This window comes from Stenotrophomonas sp. Sm10 (assembly GCF_030985515.1).
Classification (GTDB): domain Bacteria; phylum Pseudomonadota; class Gammaproteobacteria; order Xanthomonadales; family Xanthomonadaceae; genus Stenotrophomonas; species Stenotrophomonas hibiscicola.
The window spans coordinates 13,938-34,144 of record NZ_JAPTFO010000021.1; the positions used below are offsets into that span (position 1 = coordinate 13,938).

General features: G+C 67.7%; 18 protein-coding genes and 3 pseudogenes. 20 read left to right on the forward strand and 1 reads right to left on the reverse strand.

Going from position 1 to position 20,207, the window contains the following annotated elements; genetic code table 11:
* The first annotated feature begins 5 nt into the window (after positions 1-5).
* From O0J15_RS08230 to map, 15 genes are all read left to right on the forward strand, one after another.
* Positions 6-2,213 (forward strand): TonB-dependent siderophore receptor, encoded by a 2,208-nt coding sequence (locus O0J15_RS08230; protein ID WP_065185624.1) that lies wholly within the window; start codon positions 6-8, stop codon positions 2,211-2,213.
* Positions 2,214-2,329: 116 nt separating this feature from the next.
* Entirely contained in the window at positions 2,330-3,460 is a 1,131-nt protein-coding gene (locus O0J15_RS08235; RefSeq protein ID WP_134730287.1) for a metallophosphoesterase, read from the forward strand.
* Between the two features lie 133 nt (positions 3,461-3,593).
* Positions 3,594-4,277, forward strand: coding sequence for a response regulator (locus O0J15_RS08240; protein WP_019659189.1), 684 nt, complete (start codon positions 3,594-3,596; stop codon positions 4,275-4,277).
* On the forward strand, positions 4,274-5,653 hold the full coding sequence (locus O0J15_RS08245; RefSeq protein ID WP_019659190.1) for a sensor histidine kinase: 1,380 nt from the start codon (positions 4,274-4,276) through the stop codon (positions 5,651-5,653). The genes O0J15_RS08240 and O0J15_RS08245 overlap by 4 nt, the downstream gene beginning before the upstream one ends.
* A 79-nt stretch (positions 5,654-5,732) precedes the next feature.
* Positions 5,733-6,569 carry an alpha/beta fold hydrolase gene (locus O0J15_RS08250; protein ID WP_308305474.1) on the forward strand — a complete coding sequence of 279 codons (837 nt, stop codon included), beginning with the start codon at positions 5,733-5,735 and terminating at the stop codon, positions 6,567-6,569.
* A gap of 1 nt (position 6,570) precedes the next feature.
* Positions 6,571-6,930, forward strand: coding sequence for an EamA family transporter (locus tag O0J15_RS08255; RefSeq protein ID WP_021202495.1), 360 nt, complete (start codon positions 6,571-6,573; stop codon positions 6,928-6,930).
* The gene (locus O0J15_RS08260; RefSeq protein WP_308305475.1) at positions 6,927-7,325 is read left to right on the forward strand and encodes a DMT family transporter; all 399 of its coding nucleotides are present in this window, start codon (positions 6,927-6,929) and stop codon (positions 7,323-7,325) included. Before O0J15_RS08255 ends, O0J15_RS08260 begins: the two co-directional genes overlap by 4 nt.
* A 10-nt stretch (positions 7,326-7,335) precedes the next feature.
* Positions 7,336-8,544, forward strand: a complete 1,209-nt coding sequence (locus O0J15_RS08265) for a DegT/DnrJ/EryC1/StrS family aminotransferase (RefSeq protein ID WP_308305476.1) — start codon at positions 7,336-7,338, stop codon at positions 8,542-8,544.
* A 168-nt stretch (positions 8,545-8,712) separates the two neighbouring features.
* Complete coding sequence (locus O0J15_RS08270) at positions 8,713-9,429, forward strand: MtnX-like HAD-IB family phosphatase (protein ID WP_308305477.1); 717 nt, start codon at positions 8,713-8,715, stop codon at positions 9,427-9,429.
* A gap of 64 nt (positions 9,430-9,493) precedes the next feature.
* Complete coding sequence (locus O0J15_RS08275) at positions 9,494-10,894, forward strand: aspartate aminotransferase family protein (RefSeq protein ID WP_021202492.1); 1,401 nt, start codon at positions 9,494-9,496, stop codon at positions 10,892-10,894.
* A gap of 28 nt (positions 10,895-10,922) precedes the next feature.
* On the forward strand, positions 10,923-11,987 hold the full coding sequence (locus tag O0J15_RS08280; protein WP_164144634.1) for a GNAT family N-acetyltransferase: 1,065 nt from the start codon (positions 10,923-10,925) through the stop codon (positions 11,985-11,987).
* 3 nt (positions 11,988-11,990) lie between these two features.
* The gene (locus tag O0J15_RS08285; protein WP_171952299.1) at positions 11,991-12,875 is read left to right on the forward strand and encodes a hypothetical protein; all 885 of its coding nucleotides are present in this window, start codon (positions 11,991-11,993) and stop codon (positions 12,873-12,875) included.
* A gap of 110 nt (positions 12,876-12,985) precedes the next feature.
* Positions 12,986-13,345, forward strand: a complete 360-nt coding sequence (locus O0J15_RS08290; RefSeq protein WP_164144635.1) for a VOC family protein — start codon at positions 12,986-12,988, stop codon at positions 13,343-13,345.
* 68 nt (positions 13,346-13,413) lie between these two features.
* Positions 13,414-13,626: a ParD-like family protein gene (locus tag O0J15_RS08295; RefSeq protein ID WP_019659200.1), complete on the forward strand. Its 213-nt coding sequence runs from the start codon at positions 13,414-13,416 to the stop codon at positions 13,624-13,626.
* Between the two features lie 10 nt (positions 13,627-13,636).
* Entirely contained in the window at positions 13,637-14,419 is a 783-nt protein-coding gene (gene map / locus O0J15_RS08300; RefSeq protein WP_180876274.1) for a type I methionyl aminopeptidase, read from the forward strand.
* Here the strand turns inward: map and O0J15_RS08305 are convergent.
* Positions 14,416-14,598, reverse strand: a pseudogene (locus O0J15_RS08305) (LysE family transporter); the annotation flags it as partial. The gene map and the pseudogene O0J15_RS08305 sit on opposite strands and share 4 nt — an antisense overlap.
* Between O0J15_RS08305 and O0J15_RS08310 the strand changes: the two are divergent.
* From O0J15_RS08310 to O0J15_RS08330, 5 genes and pseudogenes are all read left to right on the forward strand, one after another.
* A pseudogene (locus O0J15_RS08310) lies at positions 14,589-15,392 on the forward strand (LysR family transcriptional regulator ArgP); the annotation flags it as partial. The pseudogenes O0J15_RS08305 and O0J15_RS08310 sit on opposite strands and share 10 nt — an antisense overlap.
* 78 nt (positions 15,393-15,470) lie before the next feature.
* Positions 15,471-16,871 carry a TolC family protein gene (locus O0J15_RS08315; protein WP_308305478.1) on the forward strand — a complete coding sequence of 467 codons (1,401 nt, stop codon included), beginning with the start codon at positions 15,471-15,473 and terminating at the stop codon, positions 16,869-16,871.
* On the forward strand, positions 16,864-17,877 hold the full coding sequence (locus O0J15_RS08320; RefSeq protein WP_308305479.1) for an efflux RND transporter periplasmic adaptor subunit: 1,014 nt from the start codon (positions 16,864-16,866) through the stop codon (positions 17,875-17,877). Before O0J15_RS08315 ends, O0J15_RS08320 begins: the two co-directional genes overlap by 8 nt.
* A complete protein-coding gene (locus O0J15_RS08325) occupies positions 17,862-19,049 on the forward strand; it encodes an ABC transporter permease (RefSeq protein WP_308305480.1) in 1,188 nt (395 codons plus the stop codon). The genes O0J15_RS08320 and O0J15_RS08325 overlap by 16 nt, the downstream gene beginning before the upstream one ends.
* A pseudogene (locus tag O0J15_RS08330) lies at positions 19,046-20,171 on the forward strand (ABC transporter permease); the annotation flags it as partial. The gene O0J15_RS08325 and the pseudogene O0J15_RS08330, both read left to right, overlap by 4 nt.
* Positions 20,172-20,207: the final 36 nt, after the last annotated feature.

Here is a 20,207-nt window from a genome sequence, read left to right on the forward strand (position 1 = left end):
ATTGCATGAAGCACACGCACTCTGGCGCCCTGCGCCGGAACGCCCTCGCCTTGTCGCTCGCCTGCGCCGCCGCGCCGGTATTTGCCCAGGACAGTGCGCCGACCACCACCGAACTGGACCGGGTGATGGTGACCCAGCGCACCGAGGGCTACCAGGTCTATGGCACCAACACCGCCACCAAGCTGCCGCTGACCCTGCGCGAGACCCCGCAGTCGCTGACCGTGTTCACCCGCCAGCGCATCGAGGATTTCAACCTCATCACGATCTCCGAGGTGCTGCAGCAGACGCCCGGCGTGACCATCCAGTCGTATGACAGCAACCGCACGCTGTTCAATGCGCGCGGCTTTGCCATCAACAACTTCATGTTCGATGGCATTCCCACGAACTACACCACCGGTGCCGGCGGCAACTCGATCCTCAGCGACACCTCCATCTACGAGCGCATTGAAGTGGTGCGCGGTGCCAGCGGCCTGGTCACCGGCTCGGGTAACCCGTCGGCCACGGTGAACATGGTGCGCAAGCGCCCGACCGAAACCTTCCAGGCCAGCACCAGCCTCAGCGCCGGTTCGTGGGATTACAAGCGTGCCGAAGTGGACGTGTCCGGCCCGCTCAGCAAGAGTGGCCGCGTACGCGGGCGTTTCGTCGGCGCCTACACCGACAAGGAAAGCTGGGTACGTTTCCAGCATGACAAGTCGCCCAGCCTGTACGGGGTGATCGAAGCCGACCTGACCGACAGCACCCGCCTGCGTGCTGGCATCGATTACCTGAAGACCGGTTCCGATGGCGGCGCCTGGAGCGCCTCGCCGCTGTACTTCCGCGATGGCAGCCGCGCGCACATGCCGCGTTCCTACAGCGCCGCAGCGCGCTGGAACGAGTGGAACCGCGAAAGCACCAACTACTTCGCCACCCTGGAACAGCAGTTCGGCGCCGGCTGGAGTGGCCGCCTGGCGTACAACCACCGCGCCACCGATACCGATTCGCTGCTGCTGGCCGGCTCCAACACCGGCAACTGGGCCGACCCGGTCACCGGTCTGGGCCTGCGCATTGCCGATACCTATTCGGTGTCGGAAACCCGCGAGGATGCCTTCGACCTGTACGCGTCCGGTCCGTTCCAGCTGTTCGGCCGTTCGCACGAGCTGGTGGTGGGCATCAACCACTACGACCGTGACCTGGACACCATCCGCGCCGGCATCACCTCGCGCCCGTACAACGTGGCCGCCTTCCCCAGCATCTTCAGCTGGGACGGCAACATCGGCAAGCCGACCACGTACAACTACGGCATTCCGTCCAGCACGGTGAACACCACCGAGACCGGCTACTACGCCGCCGTGCGCCTGAACCCGATCGATCCGCTGAAGATCATCGCCGGCGCGCGCTATTCCGATTACCGCACCACCACCGACAACTACAACACCGACGGCGTTTTCACCAGCCGCAGCGCGCGCACCACCGCCCATGAGCTGACCCCATACGTGGGCGTGCTGTATGATCTGAGCAGCACCATCACCGCCTTTGCCAGCTATTCGGACGTGTTCCAGGCCACCGCGCGGCGCGACATCAACAACCAGCTGCTGGCCCCCACCACCGGTGGCAACTACGAGTACGGCCTGAAGGCCGACTTCTTCGGCGGCCGCCTGTACGCGGCGTTGAACGGCTTCTACATGAAGCAGGACAACGTGGCCGAGCTGGACCCGAACGGTGGCGAGATCAAGCTGCCCGATGGCAGTTCGCCGTACATCGCCAGCCGTGGCATTACCACCCAGGGCGGTGAGTTCGAAGTCTCCGGTTCGATCAACGACCACTGGAGCATGACCGGCGGCTACACCTACAGCTACAGCAGCAACCCCGATGGCAGCCGCTTCGCCAGCACCAGCCCGATGCACCTGGCCCGCTTCAATACCACCTGGACCCATGGCCAGTGGACGCTGGGCGGCGGTGTCAGCGTGCAGAGCGAGATCTACCAGATGCAGCCCATTCCCACCGGCCGCTTCACCGCCAGCGGTGCGCCGGTCACGGCCACCGGTCGGATGAGCCAGGGCGGCTACGTGCTGTTCGATCTGATGGGCCGCTACCGCATCAACGACAACCTGAGCGTGGGCGTGACGGTCACCAACCTGTTTGACAAGGTCTACTACCGAAACGTCGGCTTCTTCAACTCCGGCTATTGGGGCGAACCGCGCCGCGTGCTGTTCAACCTGCGCGCGAAGTTCTGAGCCGACGGCCGCATGCCGGACAGACCGGAACGGCAATGCGGCTGGCGCAGCGACGGCGTAGCATCAAGGGCGGGCCTTCGGGCCTGCCTCTTCATTGCCCGCCAAGGAAACATCCCATGCCGCATCGCGCCCTGTTCCGCCTTGCCCGCCTGCTGCCGCTGGCCCTGCTGGCCTGTGCCGCTGGAGCCACGCAGGCCCGCGAGGTCGCCGCGCCTGCTGACCATGTACAGGCCGATGGCCCGTACGTGTTCCGCGACGGCAAGCAGCTGAAGGCGAAATGGATCTGCGCGGACAAGGTCGAGTCGCGCGCGCTGCCGATCAACGCGGCGGGCACCGATATCCCGCCGCGCTGCGGCTACGAACACACCGTGCATGTCGCCGCACCCAACGCACCGTCGGTCTCCGTGCTGCCGGCGGTACCGCGCATCGTTGCCCTGTCCGATATCCACGGGCAGTACGGCCTGCTGGTGCGCCTGCTGCGCGCCAACAAGGTGATCGATGCGCAGGACCGCTGGGCGCTGGGCACCGACACCCTGGTCATCGCCGGCGATGTGTTCGACCGCGGCCCGCAGGTGACCGAGGCGTTCTGGCTGCTGTACGGCCTGCAGCAGCAGGCGGCCGCCGCCGGTGGCGCAGTGCACTTCGTGCTCGGCAACCACGAAACCATGGTGCTGTACGACGACCTGCGCTACGTCAACCCGAAGTACCTGCGCAGCGCCCAGCTGCTGGGCCGCAGCTACCCGCAACTGTATGGCGCCGACTCGGTGATCGGGCAGTGGCTGCGCACCCGCCCGGTGCTGCTGAAGATCGGCGATACCCTGTTCCTGCATGGCGGCATCTCGCCCGAGGCGGTGCAGCTGGCGCTGGACCCGGCACGCACCAATGCGGCCTACCAGGCCTCACTGGGCCTGCCCAAGGCCGAAGTGAAGGCCGACCCGGCCACCGCACCGCTGTATGACGGCAAGACCAGCCCGATCTGGTACCGCGGCTATTTCGATGGCCGCCTCGACACCGCGGGTGTGCAGGCCGTGCTCGACCGCCTGCAGCTCAAGCGCATCGTGGTCGGCCATACCTCGATGCCACACGTCAGCAGCTTCCACGGCGACCGCGTGATCGCCATCGACAGCAGCATCAAGAACGGCGAGAACGGCGAACTGCTGTTCATCGAGGAGGGCAAGCTCAGCCGTGGCCTGCTGGATGGTTCGCGGGTGCCGCTGGCGCTGGGTGAGCCGGGCCTGCAGGACTGAATGGAGGGACAGCGCGACGGTGCCGGGAGGTGCCGGCGCGCTCCACCTTCACCCGGTTTGCGGCTACCCTTCGGCAGCCGAGAGGCCCACCCCGCCCAGCCGGTGGGCCTGACCGTTACAGGAGCCCCCGCGCATGCGCGTTCTGATTGCTGAAGACGACCCGGACATCGCCTCCGGCCTGTGCGCCTCGCTGCGCCGGCAGGGGCACGTGGTCGACCACGTCGACAACGGTGCGCACGCCGATGCAGCACTGGGCTCGACCCAGTACGCACTGCTGGTGCTGGACCTGGGGCTGCCGCAACTGGATGGCCGCGACGTGCTGCAACGCCTGCGCCAGCGCGGCGATGGCCTGGCGGTGCTGGTGGTGACCGCACGTGACGGCCTGGCCGAGCGGGTACGCGTGCTCGACCTCGGCGCCGATGACTACCTGGTCAAGCCGTTCGCACTGGACGAATTCGAAGCGCGCGTGCGAGCACAGCTGCGGCGGGTCACCAGCAATGGTAATCCGGACCTGCGCGTCGGCCGCTTGCGCCTGGACCTGGCCGGGCACCGCGTCTGGATCGACGACCAATCACTTGAACTGACCGCACGCGAGTTCGGCCTGCTGTCGGCGCTGGCCGTTCGCGCCGAGCGCATCGTATCGCGCGCGCAGCTGGTGGAAGCGCTGTGCGACTGGGGCCAGGACCTGACCGACAACGGCCTGGACATCGCCCTGCACCGCCTGCGCCGCAAGCTGCAGCCCGGCGGCATGGGCATCCGCACCGTGCGCGGGCTGGGCTACATGCTGGAAGACGCGCAGGACGACAGCGCCCCGTGATCAGTGGACCGCCCAGCCTGCGCCGGCGCCTGCTTGCCTTCCTGGCGCTGCCGATGCTGGCCCTGCTCACTTTCAATACGATCCTGGCCTACTACGTTGCGCTGGACTACTCCAACCGCATCCACGACCGCAACCTCATCGACGACACGCACTCCTTCGCGCAGATGCTGAGCGGCATGCCGGTGACCAGCGAGCTGTCACCGCAGGCGCGCTTCCTGATCGAGTACGAGCCCGACGGCCATCGCTATTTCAACGTCGACAGCAGCCGCCAGGGGACACTCAGCGGCAATGCGGATTTCAGTGCCTACGCGCCTTCGCAGGAATGCACCGGCGTGGACCCCACCCTGTACGACGGCATTCTCAACGGCCAGCCGGTGCGCATGGCCACCGTCTGCACGCGTGCGATGAACGATCCGCAGGACCAGCTGGCGGTGACGGTGGCCGAAAGCATGGCCGAACGACGCCAGCGCGCGCGAGAGATCCTGATGATCATCATCCCGCTGATGACCATGCTGGCGCTGGGCACCGCCGCGCTGGTCTGGTTCGGGGTGACCCATGGCCTGCGCATCCTGACCCCGCTGAGGACCCGCCTGGCACAGCGCCGCGGCGAACTGGCGCCGATCTCCGACGCCGACGTGCCGGAGGAGATCCAGCCGCTGATCAGCACCATCGACGATCTGTTTGCCCGCCAGGCGGAAATGATCACCCTGCAGAACCGTTTCATCGCAGACGCCGCGCACCAGCTGCGCTCGCCGTTGGCCGGCATGGCCCTGCACGTGGACCAGGCACTGGCGCATGGCGACCCGGACACGGTGCGCGAGGCACTGCAGCACATCCGCCGGCTCAACCAGCGCACCGCGCGGGTCAGCACCCAGCTGCTGGCGCTGAGCCGGGCGCAGACCGTGCCCGATACCGTGGAGGCACTGGACCTGTGCGAACGGGTGCCACAGTGGGTCGGCATGCGCGTGCCCGAAGCGATCCGCGACGGCATCGACCTGGGCTACCTCGGCAGTCCCCACCCTCTGCGCGTGCTCGGCAACGGTGCCCAGCTGCAGGAGGCACTGGACAACCTGATCGACAATGCGCTGCGCTATGCCGGCCGCGGTGCGACCGTCACCGTCGGCGTGCACGCGCTGGATGACAATGACGTCGAACTGTACGTGGAGGACAACGGACCCGGCGTACCCGAGGAGCTGATGCCACGATTGGGCGAGCGCTTCTTCCGCGCCCCCGGCACCACCGCCAGCGGCACCGGCCTGGGCCTGGCCATCGCCCACGAGGCGGTGGAGCACTTCGGCGGCCGCCTGAGCTTCCTCAACCGGCCCGGTGGTGGACTGAAGGTCGCCATCTCGCTGCCGCTGCTGAAGGCATCCTGACCCGGCCGGGACGCTGAAAGGCTGGCGAAAATCGCGCTTGCGATCCTGACCCTCCCCACTGCCGTCCCGGAGCCGCCAGGTGACCGAATCGCACGACTTCTTCCTCCCCGGTGGCCGCCAGGGCGTGCTGCTGGTCCATGGCCTGACCGGTACCCCGGCGGAAATGCGCATGCTGGGCAAGGGCCTGAACAACGCCGGCTTCACCGTACACGGCGTGCAGCTGCCCGGCCATTGTGGCACCGTGGATGACCTGCTGGCGACCACCTGGGAACAGTGGTACCAGGGCGTGGAAGATGCGGCGGGAAGCCTGCGCGGCAAGGTCGACCAGCTGTTCGTCGGTGGCCTGTCGATGGGCGCGGTGCTGTCGCTGGCACTTGCTGCCCGACGACCGGACTGGGTGTCCGGCGTCGGCGTGTATGGCGCCACGTTCCGCTACGACGGCTGGAACATACCCGCTGTCGCCCGCCTCTCGTTCCTGCTGCCGTGGTTCAAGCGCTTCAACATCGGCCGCGACCGCATGTTCATGGAAGAACCGCCGTACGGCCTGCGCGACGAGCGCCTGCGTGCGCAGGTCAGCGCCGCCATGCTGTCCGGCGACAGCGCGGCGGCAGGCCTTCCGGGCAATCCCTGGCACGCGCTGGCCGAGATGCGTGCGCTGAGCAACTGGACCCGCCGCCACCTGCACCAGGTCACCGCCCCGTGCCTGGTGATGCACGCCCGCGAAGACGACGTGGCCAGCATGGGCAATGCCGAACTGGTGATGTCGCGGGTCAGTGGCCCGAAGGAACTGGTGGTGCTGGAGGACAGCTACCACATGATCACGATCGACCGCGAACGCCGCGAGGTGATCCGCCGCAGCGCGCGCTTCTTCACCGGGATCGGTGAACGCAGCGGCGTCCTCAAGGCGGTGGCCTGAAATGGGGGCACTTGCCACGCTGCTGTGGCTGGCCAATGTCGTGCTCGATACCGGTGGCCAGCTCGCCTTCAAGGCCGCCGCCAGCGACCCGCAGGAGGGCGAGGGACTGCAGCGCTGGAAGCACATGCTCAGCCGCCCCTGGCTGTGGATCGGCATCGCCTGTTACGTGCTTGAGTTCGTCGCCTGGATCGCCTTCCTGTCACTGGTTCCGCTGTCCAAGGGCGTGCTGCTGGGCTCGATCAACATCGTGGCGCTGATGATCGCCGGCCGCATCCTGTTCCGCGAGAAGCTCACGCCATTGCGGGTGACCGGGATGCTGCTGGTCACAGCAGGCGTGGCGGTGGTGGGGGCCGGCTCATGAGGCGCCTGTATGTGATCGGTTTTCCGCTGCTGATGGCCTTCGACACGCTGGCCCAGCTGTGCTTCAAGTACGCCGGTGAGGCGGCCCTGCCGGTCGAGGCCAACACCGCCTGGCTGCTGCGCGTGCTGTCGCAGCCGTGGGTGTACGGCGCCATCCTCGGCTACGTGGGGGCGTTCTTCACCTGGATGAGCCTGCTGCGGCATGCGCCGATCGGTCCGGCGTTCGCGGCTTCGCACCTGGAAGTGATCAGCGTGCTGCTGCTGTCGGCGTGGCTGTTGAACGAACCACTGACCCTGCACCACCTGGTCGGTGCGGTCCTGATCGTGGCCGGCATCGCCTGCCTCGGTCGCGCCGAAGCAGACGATCCGCACAGCCCCGCGGCAAGCACGCCATGAGCGCGCGGCGATGAGCCTGTTCGCGCGCGAACTGCCGCCGACGGCTGGCCTGCCGATGCAGGCCAGCGACTTCCTTCCCGGTGGCGGCGACCTGCGCGAGATCCTGGCCAACCAGCTCGGCACACCGCCGCTGCAGCTGACCTGTTCCGGTACCCACGCGCTGCTGATCGCGCTGCGCACCCTGCGCAAGCGTGCGCCAAAGCGCGACACAGTGATCATGCCGGCCTACACCTGCCCGCTGGTGCCGATCGCGGTGCACAGCCTCGGCCTGCGCGTGCAGCTGTGCGATACCCGGCACGGCCACTTCGACTTCGATCCCGGCCAGCTCAAACGGTTGGCCGATGCGCGTACGTTGGCGATCCTGCCGACCCACCTCGGCGGGCGCATCGCCGATGTCGAACAGGCCTGCGACATCGCACGCGGCGCCGGCACCCGGGTCATCGAAGATGCCGCACAGGCGCTGGGTGCACGGGTGGGCAACAGCAGTGTCGGCCTGCGTGGCGATATCGGATTCTTCAGCCTCGCTGCAGGGAAGGGACTGAGCCTGCACGAAGGCGGCCTGCTGGTCAGCCGCGATGACGAACTGCGCGCCGAACTGGCCGAGCATGCCGCCGAACACGTGCGCTTCAACCTGCGCTGGGAGCTGCTTCGCAGTGTGCAGCTGCTTGGCCTTGCCGCCTGCTATCGCCCATCGCTGCTGTCGCTGGTGTACGGCAATCCGCTGCGCAGCGCACTGCAGCGTGGCGATCTGGAAGACGCGGTCGGTGACATTTTCCCGCTGGACATACCGCAGCACCAGGTCAGCCGATGGCGGCAGAACATCGGTGCCCATGCCGCGCGGCGGCTGCCGGCGTTCCTGCAGGCCGGGCGCCTGCGCGCACTGCAGCTGCGCGTGCAGCTGGCACAACTGCCGGCGGTGGAGGTGGTCGATGGCCTGGCCGGTAGCGGCGGCACCTGGCCGATGCTGATGCTGCTGCTGCCCAGCCAGCGCGCGCGTGACGCCGCACTGGACACACTGTGGCCGCGCGGCCTCGGCGCCAGCCGCATGTTCATCCATGCCCTGCCCGACTACGCCTACCTGCGTGGCATCGTGCCGCAGGAGAACGTGCCCAATGCACGTGACTTCGCCGCACGCATGCTGACCCTTGGCAACAGCGCCTGGCAGACCCGTGAGGAAACCGCGGAGATCCTGCGGGCGCTGGCCGCTGCGCAGCTCTGAAACCGCGGTTTCCAGGGCATTACGCCCCTTCAGCAAGCGCGATTCCTGAACACTTTCCCCAGCCTGCGGTGCAGGCTTTCAACAGGAAAGGAACACGAAAGGCGGCCTGCCTACATTGAGCCTGCCCCGGCATCGTGCCGGACGCTTCTTTCATCGACGGACCTGCCCATGCGCTGGAGCATCCTGTGTGACTTCGACGGCACCATCAGCCTCGAAGATGTCATCGACTCGCTGCTGGAAAAGTACGGCCAGCCGGGCTGGCAGGAACTGGAAGACCAGTGGAAGGCGGGAAAGATCGGCTCGCGTGAATGCATGCAGGGCCAGGTGCGGCTGCTGAAGCTGGACCCGGCCACGCTCGATGCCCATCTGGACCAGGTGCAGATCGATCCGGGCTTCGCGGCCTTCGTCTGCCGCGCCGAACAGCTCGGCCTGCCACTGCGCATCGTCAGCGACGGCCTGGACTATGCGATCCATCGCATCCTCGCCAACCATGGTCTGCCACCGCTGCCGGTGGTGGCCAACCACCTGCGCTGGTGCGGGGACCACTGGGAACTGGAATCGCCCTACCAGGCCGAAGGCTGCCGCAGTGGCACCTGCAAATGCGCCTGCGCCGCGCAGGCGCGCGCCAACGAAGCACCGCGCGTGCTGATGATCGGCGACGGCAGCTCGGATTTCTGCGTGTCCGAAGACGCCGACTTCGTGTTCGCCAAGCGCCGCCTGATTACCCATTGCACGAAGGCCGGCATCGCGCATGCCGCCATCGATACCTTCCACGATGCAATCGCACTGTTGCCGCGCCTGCTCGATGGCAGCCTGCTGCAGCCACGTCGCCCCGACGCCAGCCCGCAGCCCGCCGCACTGCCCCTGCTGCTTGCCACCGCCTGAGCACTCCCTTCCAGGCGCGCTCCCCTGTTACCCCTTTCGAACGTCCTTCACGGAACCGAACTGCATGAACATTTTTGACAAGAACGCCGACGCGGCTGCCTCCGATGCGCGGCTGCTGGCCGACGAAGCCCGCTACAGCTCCTTCGGCGATACCGTCCACTACGTCGACCCGCCGAAGATCTTCCAGCGCGGCGAAGGCAGCTACATGTTCGACGGTGCGGGCGTGCCCTACCTCGACCTGCAGATGTGGTACTCGGCCTGCAACTTCGGCTACAGCAACAAGCGCCTGAACGATGCACTGAAGGACCAGATCGACACCCTGCCGCAGGTCGCCAGCCAGTACCTGCACCCAACCCGCGTGCAGCTGGCCAAGACCATTGCCGTGGACATGCACGAGAAGTTCGGCCTCGACGGCCGCGTGCACTTCAACGTCGGCGGCGCGCAGGCCATTGAGGACTCGCTGAAGATCGTGCGCAACGCGCGCGGCGGCAAGAGCCTGATGTTCGCCTTCGAGGGCGGCTACCACGGCCGCACCCTGGGTGCGTCGTCGATCACCTCCAGCTACCGCTACCGCCGCCGCTACGGTCACTTCGGCGAGCGCGCGATGTTCATCCCGTTCCCGTACCCCTTCCGCCGCCCGAAGGGCATGACCCCGGACGAGTACTCCGACCACTGCGTGTGGCAGTTCGAGCGGCTGTTCGAAAGCGAGTACAACGGCGTGTGGGATCCCAAGGTCGGCCAGGCCGAGTACGCCGCGTTCTACGTCGAGCCGATCCAGGGCACCGGCGGCTACGTCATCCCGCCGCGCAACTTCTTCACCGGCCTCAAGCGCGTGCTGGACAAGTACGGCATCCTGATGGTCGTCGATGAAATCCAGATGGGTTTCTGGCGCACCGGCAAGCTGTGGTCGATCGAGCACTTCGGCGTGACCCCGGACGTGCTGGTGTTCGGCAAGGCGCTGACCAACGGCCTGAACCCGCTGTCGGGCCTGTGGGCGCGCGAAGAGCTGATCAACCCGACCGTGTTCCCGCCGGGCTCCACCCACTCCACCTTCAATTCCAACCCACTGGGCACCCGCCTGGGCCTGGAAGTGCTGAAGCTGGGCAAGGAAATGGATTACGAGCGCACCGTGCCGGAAAAGGGCGCGTACTTCCTCGACGGCCTGCGCGGCCTGCAGAAGCGTCACCCGGAGATCGGCGACGTCGACGGCCTGGGCCTGGCGCTGCGTGCGGAAATCTGCCAGGCCGACGGCTACACCCCGAACAAGGAGCTGCTGGACCGCATGGTCGACATCGGCCTGGCCGGTGACCTGCTGCACGACGGCAAGCGCATGGGCCTCGTGCTCGACGTGGGTGGCTGGTACAAGAACGTGATCACCTTCGCGCCGTCGCTGGACATCAGCTACGAAGAAATCGACCTGGCGATCACCCTGCTCGACCAGGCGCTGACCAAGGCCAAGGGCTGAGGTCGATGCGCTGCCGGTTCCCGTGCCGATGGAGATGACGTCACGCGCATCCAGCACCGCGCTGGAACCGGCCGCGCTGCTGGAGGGCTTCCTGGCCCACCCGCCGCTCGGATTCGAGGCAGGCCGCCTTCCCAGCGGCCTGCCGACCTTCCGTGCGCCGCTCGACCTGACCACCACGATGGATGACGAACTGCGCGGCAGGCTGCTCGGCCTGCCGCTGTCGCGCCTGTGGCGGCCGTGGATCACCTGGAAGACGCGCTTCGTCGGTGCCACCAGCACCGAGTACACCCCGCTGCCGGCACACGTTGCCCCGGAGGCGCTGGCCGAGGACGTGACGCGTCACGCGATCGGCGATACCCGGCTGCTGGTGGTGAAGGACCTGGCAGTCGATTCACCGCTGCTGGACGACGCGGCCAACGCACACAGCGGCGCCTTCCTGCAGGCGCTGCTGGCACGCGGCTTCGTCGAACTGGAAGGCATGCCGCTGGCCTGGGTGGCGATCGATTTCGATTCGCTCGATGGCTATCTCGGCCGCCTGTCATCCTCGCGCCGCAAGAACATCCGTCGCAAGTTGCGTTCGCGCGATGACCTGCAGATCGACTGCATCGCCACCGGCAACCCGGCCCTGGCCGACCCGCAACTGCAGGCCGAACTGTACGCGCTGTACCTGGACGTATACGCGCAGAGCGCGGTGCATTTCGACCAGCTCGACCTGTCCTATTTCCAGTACCTGCTGGCCGACAGCCAGGGCCAGGGACGGATGTTCCTGTACCGCCACCAGGGCCGGTTGATCGGCTGGAACCTGTGCTACGTGCATGCCGGCAAGCTGGTGGACAAGTACATCGGCCTGGCCTATCCGCAGTCGCGCGAGCACAACCTGTACGCGGTCAGCTGGATGCACAACCTCGAGTACGCGCTGCGGCACGGCCTGAGCCACTACGTGGCCGGCTGGACCGACTCGCGCATCAAGGCCGAACTGGGTGCGCGCTTCACCTCCACCCGGCACGCGATCCACGCACGCTCCCCGCTGCTGCGTGCCGCCCTTCGCAGGCTGGCCCCGTACCTGCAGGGCGAACCTGATGGAGGCGGTTGAACGATGCCGGTGCGTTCGCCGCTGATCCTGGACCTGGACGGTGGCGTGCTGCCGCTGCCCCGGGCGCAGATCCTGGCCCTGCCGCAGTGGCACGACCCGCTGCGCTTCGCCTGCAGCAATGCCACCCTGGACCGTTTCGCCGCCGAAGTGCTGGCACCGCTGCCCGCGCAGCTCGGCACGGTCATGCTCGGCAGTGGTGACTTCCACCATCTCAGCCTGCTGCTGCTGCGCCGCATGCATGGGCAGGCGCCATTCCAGCTGGTCGTGCTGGACAACCATCCGGACAACATGCGGTTCCCGCTCGGCATGCACTGCGGCTCGTGGGTGAACGCCGCCAGCAAGCTGCCGCAGATCTCGCACATCCATGTGCTCGGCATCACTTCCAGCGATATCGGCCTCGGTCATGCCTGGGAGAACCACTGGCGACCGCTGATGGGTGGACGCCTGACGTACTGGTGCATGGACGTGGACGTGGGCTGGGGCCACCGCCTCGGCATGGGCCGTGCGTTCCGACGCTTCGAGCACCCGGAAGCACTGGTCGCCGCGTTCGCCGCCGAGCAGGCCGCATCCCCACAGCCGACCTACCTGTCGATCGACAAGGATGTGTTCGCCGAGGACGTTGCCCGCAGCAACTGGGACCAGGGCCGCTTCCAGCTGGAACACGCGCTGGTGGTGATCGAAGCACTGCGCGCCGGTGGCCTGGTCGGCAGTGACATCACCGGCGAAGTTTCGCTGGCCAACTACCAAAGCCGCTTCAAGCGCTGGCTGTCGTCGCTGGATGGCCAGCCCGACATCCGTGTCGATGACCTGCCCGCGTGGCAGGCGCGGCACCAACAGGTAAACCGCGAGCTGCTGGCGGCTATGGCTTCGGTGCCAACCGCCTGCTGACCGCGTCCGGTCGTGCCGGCCGCTGGCCGGCAACCTCGTTGTTCCCGGGCGCATGCGGATGCCGGCCAGCGGCCGGCACTACACTGGACTTCCGCCCCGGAGCCGCCGCGATGCCCCAGACCGTCATCCCGCAACTGCGCATGCACCACGCCGATACCACCCTGCCGTTCTACGTGCAGGGACTGGGTTTCGTAGTCGACTGGGAACACCGCTTCGAACCAGGCTTCCCACTGTTCGCCCAGCTCACCCGCGACGGCCAGACGATCTTCCTCACCGAGCACAGCGGCGACTGCGAGGTCGGCGGCGCGGTGTACTTCATCGTCGACGACGTCGACAGCCTGTACCGCGCCTTCAGCGCCGCCAACGTGCCGATCGAGCAGCCACCGCATGACACCGACTGGGGCAGCCGCGAGATGCTGCTGCGCGACCCCGACGGCAACCGCCTGCGTTTTGCCACCCACCTGGACTGAACAATGCGGACTTGAGGCATATATACGAAACATATATGCTTCGTATATCCACTCCGCCAGGACCGCCCGTGGGCATCGTCAACATCGATGACACCCTGCACGACCAGCTGCGCCGTGCCTGCACTGTCTCCAGCCGTTCGATCAACGCCCAGGCCAACTTCTGGATCCGGGTCGGCATGCTGTGCGAGATGAATCCCACGCTGAGCTTCCAGGACATCGTCGCCAGCGAACTGCGCGCGGCCGGTGTGCAGCCGCCGCTGCTGGCGCCAGGTCAGGCCTGAGTCCATGGGCATCATCAAACGGCCGGAAGAAGTTGAGCTGATGGCCGAATCCGGGCGCCTGCTTGCCCAGGTGTTCGCCGCACTCGACCAGCTGCCGCTGCAGGGCCGCAGCACGATGGAGATCAACGATTTCGTCGAACGCATGATCGTCGATGAGCTGCAGGCGCGGCCGGCCAGCAAGGGCCAGTACGGCTTCCCGTACGTGCTCAATACCTCGATCGACAACGTCATCTGCCACGGCGTGCCCAGCACCACCGACGTGCTGCGTAACGGCCAGATCGTCAACCTCGACATCACCTTGGAGAAGAACGGCTACATCGCCGACTCCAGCACCACCTACCTGGTGGGCGAGGTCGACTACGCCGCGCGCAGGCTGGTGCAGACCGCCTACCAGGCGATGTGGAAAGGCATCGCCGCGGTGCGCCCCGGCGCGCGCCTGGGCGACATCGGCCACGCCATCGCCCGCTACGCGCGCAGCCACGGCTACAGCGTGGTGAAGGAATACTGCGGCCATGGCATCGGCCAGGAAATGCACGAGGAACCGCAGATCCTGCACTACGGCCATCCCAACACCGGCCTGGTGCTGGAAGAAGGCATGGTGTTCACCATCGAGCCGATGCTCAACCAGGGCAGGCCGGCCATCCGCCAGCAGCCGGACCAATGGCCGGTCTACACCCGCGACGGCAAGCTGTCTGCCCAGTTCGAGCACACCGTGGCGGTTACCCGCAGCGGCGTGCGCGTATTGACCCTGCGCCCCGGCGAAACGCCATTGTGCGCGGTGGATGCGGCCTAGAGCGGACGCAACAGAAGCAGCGTTGCCAGGCAGAACATGAAGATCGCGACGCCCCCATCCAGCACCCGCCAGGCGTCCGGCCTGCGGAACACCGGCTGCAACAGGCGCGCGCCATAGCCCAGAGAACAGAACCAGGCCACACTGGCCAGGCACGCCCCGGCGGCGAAGGCCCAGCGCAGGTTCGCAGCGGGTCAAGGCGCTGGAAGACCGCCTCGGCCAGGTACTGGTGGTGCGCCAGGCACCCTGCCTACCGACCGCCGCGGGTGAAGCGCTGCTGCGCCGGGTACGGGCGATGCAGGCACTGGAAGCCGAGGCGCTGGCCGAGCTGCTGCCCGAGCGTGGCAACGACGCTGCGCGTACGCCCATCCCCCTGGCGGTCAACGACGACTCGCTTGACACCTGGTTCGTGCCGGCCATCGCCGACCTGCACCAGCGCCATGGCTACCTGTTCGACCTGCGCATGGACGACCAGGACCACACCCTGCAGCTGCTGCGCGATGGCAGCGTGCTCGGCGCAGTGACCGCCGAAAGCCAGCCGGTGAAGGGCTGCAACGTGCACCCGCTCGGCGCCATGCGCTACCACGCGATCGCTTCGCCCGGCTTCGCCCGCCAGTACTTCAACGATGGCATGCAGGCCGCGGCCCTGGCGCGCGCACCGATGCTGGTGTTCAACCGCAAGGATGAACTGCAATGGCGCTTCGTGCGGCGCCTGACCCGCGCGCGACTGCAGCCGCCGCTACACTACCTGCCCTCTTCCACCGGTTTCGTCGAAGCCGCCGCGTGCGGACTCGGTTGGGGCATGGCCCCGGAAACCCTGGTCGCGCCCGCCGTGCGCGCCGGCCGCGTGGTGGTACTGGAACCCCGCCGCTGGCTCGACGTGCCGCTGTACTGGCAGCATGCCGCCGTGCGCTCAAGCACGCTGCAGCACATCACCCAGGCGCTGCGCACGGCAGCCAGCGGCACCCTTCGTTGAGGACAATCCGATGACCGCAGACCCGGGCTTCACGCCGCGCGCACTACCGTTTGCGCACTTCTTTACCACTGGGACGGCATGGGCGTGATCGGCCGACGTACGAGGATGCACCGCGCGAAGGCCTCGCTGGCGCTGGCAGCCTGCCTGCCATTCGCTGCCCCCGCGCAGCCCACCAGCGACGCCCCCGCATTGGACTGGGAACAGGCACGGCAACGCCTGGAGCAGGTCTCCGATGCGCTGGCAGCCGCTGATGCAGCGGTACGCAACAAGCAGGACCTGCAGGACGCCACGCGCCTGCTGCGCCTGCCGGAGATCACCGGCGAAGTGCGCCGCCTGCAGTTCCAGAAGACCCTGACCCTGCCACTGGGTTCGCTGGCGCCCGTGGCTGAAGCCTTCGGCATCGATTCGCCGCTGTCGTTCACCGAGCGCGACTGGCGTACACGCCCGGTAGTGACCGCGGTGCTGCCGCTGTACACCGGCGGCGTGATCCCGGCCGCGCAACGTGCGGCCAGCGCCGCCCATGAGCAGGCCAACGCCGAGCGCGAGGCACAGCGCCAATCATTGACCGTGCAGCTGGCCCAGGCCTACTTCGGCCAGCGCCTGGCCGAGCAGGCGGTGGAAGTGCGCCGCGACGTACGCGACGGCCTCAACCGCCACCTGTCCGATGCAGAAAAGCTGGAGCGCGAGGGCTTCGCCACCCGCGCCCAGCGCCTGCAGGCCACCGTGGCCCGCGACAAGGCCGAGCGCGAATACCAGAAGACGGTGAACGATCTGGCTACGCTGAAGGCCGCGCTGGCCACGCTGCTGCGCAGTGGTGGCGAGGTGCAGCCGGTGTCGCCGCTGTTCGTGCAGCGCGTGCCGATGGAACCGGTGGCCAGTTTCGAGCGCACGGCGCAGGCGCGCCAGCCGCAGATCGCGCGCTTGCGGGCGATGGTGGCGCAGGCCGAACAGGGCGTGCGCGTGCAGCAGGCCAAGCTGAAGCCGCAGATCTTCGCCTTCGGCCAATACGACTTCCGTCGCCGCGACGAGATGCTGACCGACCCGGACTGGGCGTTCGGCATCGGGCTGAAGTACACCTTCCTGTCACCGAACTCGCGGCCGGCGCAGATCAGCGCCGCGCGTGCACAACAGGACCAGGCCGAAGCCGGCCTGCGCGAGGCCGAGAACCAGGTCGCACTGGGTGTGCGCAAGGCCTGGAACGAACTGGAAACCGCGCGCCAGCAGTTCGTGCTGCTCGACAGCAGCATCGCCCAGGCACAGGAAAACCTGCGCCTGCAGGAGCTGGCATTCCGCGAAGGCCAGGCCACCTCGCTGGATGTGATCGATGCGCGGCTCGGCCTGGGCGGCGCCCGTGTCGAGCGCGCACAGGCCGCCTACCAATACGACATTGCGCTGGCACAGTTGCTGGAGATCAGTGGACAGATGGACCGTTTCGAAGAATTCCGGCGGCGTGCGGACGAGGTGATCGACCATGAGTGACGTGCTGCACGACGATGCGACGACGCCCCCCGGCAAGCGACGGCTGGGACCGATCCTGCTGGTGGTCCTGCTGGTCGCGGTGGTGCTGGGCCTGTGGCTGGCCTGGCGCAGCCCGGCCGACCAGATCCAGGGCATGGCCGATGCGGATACGATCAACGTGGCCGCCAAGATCACCGCGCGCGTGGCCGAGCTGAAGGTGCGCGAGGGCGATCGCGTGCAGCCCGGGCAGGTGCTGTTCCTGCTCGACAGCCCCGAAGTGGCCGCCAAGGAACAGCAGGCGCACGGCGCATTGGCCGCTGCGCAGGCGGTGGCCGACAAGGCCGACGAAGGCGCGCGCAGCGAAGACATCCGCGCCGCCGAAGCGAACTGGAAGCGCGCCGAAGCCGGCGCGGCACTGGCCGAAGCCACCTACCGGCGCGTGCAGAACCTGTTCAACGAAGGGGTGATGACCCGGCAGAAGCGCGATGAAGCGCATGCCCAGGCCACCAGTTCGCGCGAACTGGCCCGCGCCGCCCGCGCGCAGTACGACATGGCACTGGCCGGCGCCCGAGAGCAGGACAAGCGCGCCGCGCAGGGCCAGGTGCAGCAGGCGCAGGGCGCGGTGGCCGAAGTCAACGCGGCGCGTGCCGAAGTGGAGGGACGCGCGCCGGTGGCGGGCGAGATCAACAAGCGCATGGCCGACCCGGGCGAGCTGGTGCCGGCCGGCTATCCGGTGTTCACCCTGGTCGACATCGACCGCATGTGGGTCGCCATGAACCTGCGCGAATCGCAGATGCAGGGCCTGAAGGTCGGCAGCAAGCTGCAGGGCAGCGTGCCGGCGCTCGGCCTGGACGGCGAATTCGAGGTCTACTTCATCAATCCGGCCGGTGACTATGCAACCTGGCGTACCACCCGCCAGTCGTCCGGCTATGACGTCCGCAGCTTCGAGGTGCGGGTGCGCCCGCTACGCCGCATCGAGGGCTTCCGCCCCGGCATGAGCGTGCTGTTCGCATGGCCCCAGCACTGAGCCCGGACCGCAACGGCTTCGCCGCTTCGTGGCGACGCGAGCTGCAGTCGCTGCGCGGCAACCGTGCCGACCTGCTGCTGGTCACCTTGCTGCCACTACTGATGCTGGTAGTGATGGCATGGATGTTCACGCCGTCGGTGATGCGCGACATCCCGATTGCTGTGGTTGACCTTGACCACAGCAGTGACAGCCGCCTGCTGCTGCGCATGCTCGACGCCAGTCCCGGCGTACGCGTCGCCAGCCAGCCAGCGGACATGGAAGACGCACGTTCGCAGCTGCGCCGCCTGGACGTGTTCGCCATCGTGCTGGTGCCGCGCGACGTCACCCGCCAAGCGCTGCGCGGCCGCCAGGGCACGGTGTTCGCCTATTACAACGCCACCTACATGACCACCGGCCAGTCGGCGGCGCGCGACATCGGCGAGGCGGTTTCCGCATGGAATGCACGCCTGCTGCGCGAGCGCATTGGCCTGCAGGTCGGCCCGGGCAAGCTGCGTGCGGCGCCGATCGCTGTGCAGTCGGACATCCTCTACAACCCGGCGCGCAGCTACGAATTGTTCCTGCTGCCACTGATCTTCCCGGCGGTGCTGTCACTGGTACTGGCACTTGCGGTGGCCGGCAGCCTCGGCCGTGAGATCCGCGATGGCACCCTGCCCGCCTGGCTGGCTCGCACGCCGTGGTCGGCGATCGCCGGCAAGGTCGCGCCGTACCTCCTGCTGTTCTCGCTGTATGGCGCGCTCGGCATCGGCTACCTGGCCTGGCTGCGCGGCGACGGCGTGGCCGGCAGCGTGCTCCTGCTGCTGCTCGCACAGCCCCTGTTCTACCTGGCCACCGCCGCCTACGCGCTGTTCTTCGTCGGCGTCACCCGCGACATGGGCACCGCACTGTCCGCGGTGGGCCTCAGCATCGGCACCGCACTGGCGTTCTCCAGCGCCACGTTCCCGGTGCTGGACGGGCCGTTGTTCACCCGCATCTGGCATCAGCTGCTGCCATTGAGCGCCTACATCAAGCTGCAGACCCAACAGCAGTTCATCGGCTCGCCGCTGCAGGTTTCGGCATGGCCGCTGGCTACGCTGCTATTGATGACGGTGGTGGCCGGGGGCATCGGCGGGCTGCGCCTGATCGCCTTTGCGCGTACCCCAGAAGCCGCACAGCCGGCGGGGGGCGACGCATGAGCGTACTCTGGCGCAGCCTCCGGCAGACCCTGATGGCGGTCCTGTGCGACCGCTACGCGATCGTGGTGATGGTCGGCGCAGTGATCCTGTACTCGTTCTTCTATCCGGCCGCCTACCGGCACCAGGTGGCCAGCAACCTGCCGGTGCTGGTGGTGGACGAAGACCACAGCGCGACCAGCCGCGAGCTGCTGCGCAAGCTCGACGCACTGCGCGTTGCGCGCGTGGTCGGGCAACCGGCGGACGTCGACAGCGCACGCCGGCAGCTGGAAGCCGGCCAGGCCGAGGGGATCGTCGTGATCCCGGCCAATCTGGAGCGCGATATCCTGCGCGGCCATCCAGCCAAGCTGGTACTGCTTGGCAACGGCGCCTACCTGGGCCGCGCCAGCTGGGTGCTGGGCAGCGTAGCTGACGCGCTGGGTGCGTTCGGGCGTGATGCCGTGGTCGGCCAGGCCGCCTTCATGGGTGCACCGCAGGCCCCGCCGGTCACGCTTGTGCAGCGTCCGCTGTACAACACCCAGGAAGGCTATGGCAGCGCGATCGTGCCCGGGGTGGCCGAGCTGATCGTGCACCAGACGCTGTTGATGGGCATCGGCGTTCTGCTCGGCGGCCGCCGCCTCGCACTGGGCCGGCGCCTGCGCTTCGACCTGCCGACGCTGGCCGGCATGGCGTTGGGCTTCGGCCTGATCGGACTGTTCGGCCTGTTCTGGTACGCCGGTTTCACTGCCTGGGCGCAGGACTACCCGCGCGGCGGCAACCCGATAGGCCAGCTGCTGGGCGGCACCTTGTTCGTCGCCGTCACCGTGGCCTTCGGCCTGTTGGTCGGCAGCTTCTTCCGCACCCGCGAGCGCGCCTTCCAGTACATCGTCGCCACCTCGATCCCGCTGTTTTTCCTGGCCAACCTGTCGTGGCCGGCGGTGATGACGCCGCAACCGCTGGTCTGGCTGGCACAGCTGCTGCCCACCACCTCGGGCATCAACCTGATGGTGCGCCTGAACCAGATGGACGCCCGCCTGACCGACGTCAGCCACGAACTGATCACCCTCACCCTTCTGCTGCTGCTTTACGGCAGCCTCGCCGCCTGGCGCCTCCTGGCCCGAAACGGGGACGGAGGGGATTAAGTCGCAGGCAACCTGTTCAAGGGCCGCGGCATGGCCGCTT

Bases quoted from the DNA above. Each gene is read 5' to 3' on its own strand.
- O0J15_RS08290 (WP_164144635.1), top strand. From the start codon at position 12,986: ATGCCCCAGACCGTCATCCCGCAACTGCGCATGCACCACGCCGATACC.
- O0J15_RS08325 (WP_308305480.1), top strand. From the start codon at position 17,862: ATGGCCCCAGCACTGAGCCCGGACCGCAACGGCTTCGCCGCTTCGTGG.
- O0J15_RS08230 (WP_065185624.1), top strand. From the start codon at position 6: ATGAAGCACACGCACTCTGGCGCCCTGCGCCGGAACGCCCTCGCCTTG.
- O0J15_RS08260 (WP_308305475.1), top strand. From the start codon at position 6,927: ATGAGGCGCCTGTATGTGATCGGTTTTCCGCTGCTGATGGCCTTCGAC.
- O0J15_RS08285 (WP_171952299.1), top strand. From the start codon at position 11,991: ATGCCGGTGCGTTCGCCGCTGATCCTGGACCTGGACGGTGGCGTGCTG.
- O0J15_RS08265 (WP_308305476.1), top strand. From the start codon at position 7,336: ATGAGCCTGTTCGCGCGCGAACTGCCGCCGACGGCTGGCCTGCCGATG.
- O0J15_RS08320 (WP_308305479.1), top strand. From the start codon at position 16,864: ATGAGTGACGTGCTGCACGACGATGCGACGACGCCCCCCGGCAAGCGA.
- O0J15_RS08280 (WP_164144634.1), top strand. From the start codon at position 10,923: ATGGAGATGACGTCACGCGCATCCAGCACCGCGCTGGAACCGGCCGCG.
- O0J15_RS08315 (WP_308305478.1), top strand. From the start codon at position 15,471: ATGGGCGTGATCGGCCGACGTACGAGGATGCACCGCGCGAAGGCCTCG.
- O0J15_RS08255 (WP_021202495.1), top strand. From the start codon at position 6,571: ATGGGGGCACTTGCCACGCTGCTGTGGCTGGCCAATGTCGTGCTCGAT.
- O0J15_RS08235 (WP_134730287.1), top strand. From the start codon at position 2,330: ATGCCGCATCGCGCCCTGTTCCGCCTTGCCCGCCTGCTGCCGCTGGCC.
- O0J15_RS08275 (WP_021202492.1), top strand. From the start codon at position 9,494: ATGAACATTTTTGACAAGAACGCCGACGCGGCTGCCTCCGATGCGCGG.
- O0J15_RS08270 (WP_308305477.1), top strand. From the start codon at position 8,713: ATGCGCTGGAGCATCCTGTGTGACTTCGACGGCACCATCAGCCTCGAA.
- O0J15_RS08240 (WP_019659189.1), top strand. From the start codon at position 3,594: ATGCGCGTTCTGATTGCTGAAGACGACCCGGACATCGCCTCCGGCCTG.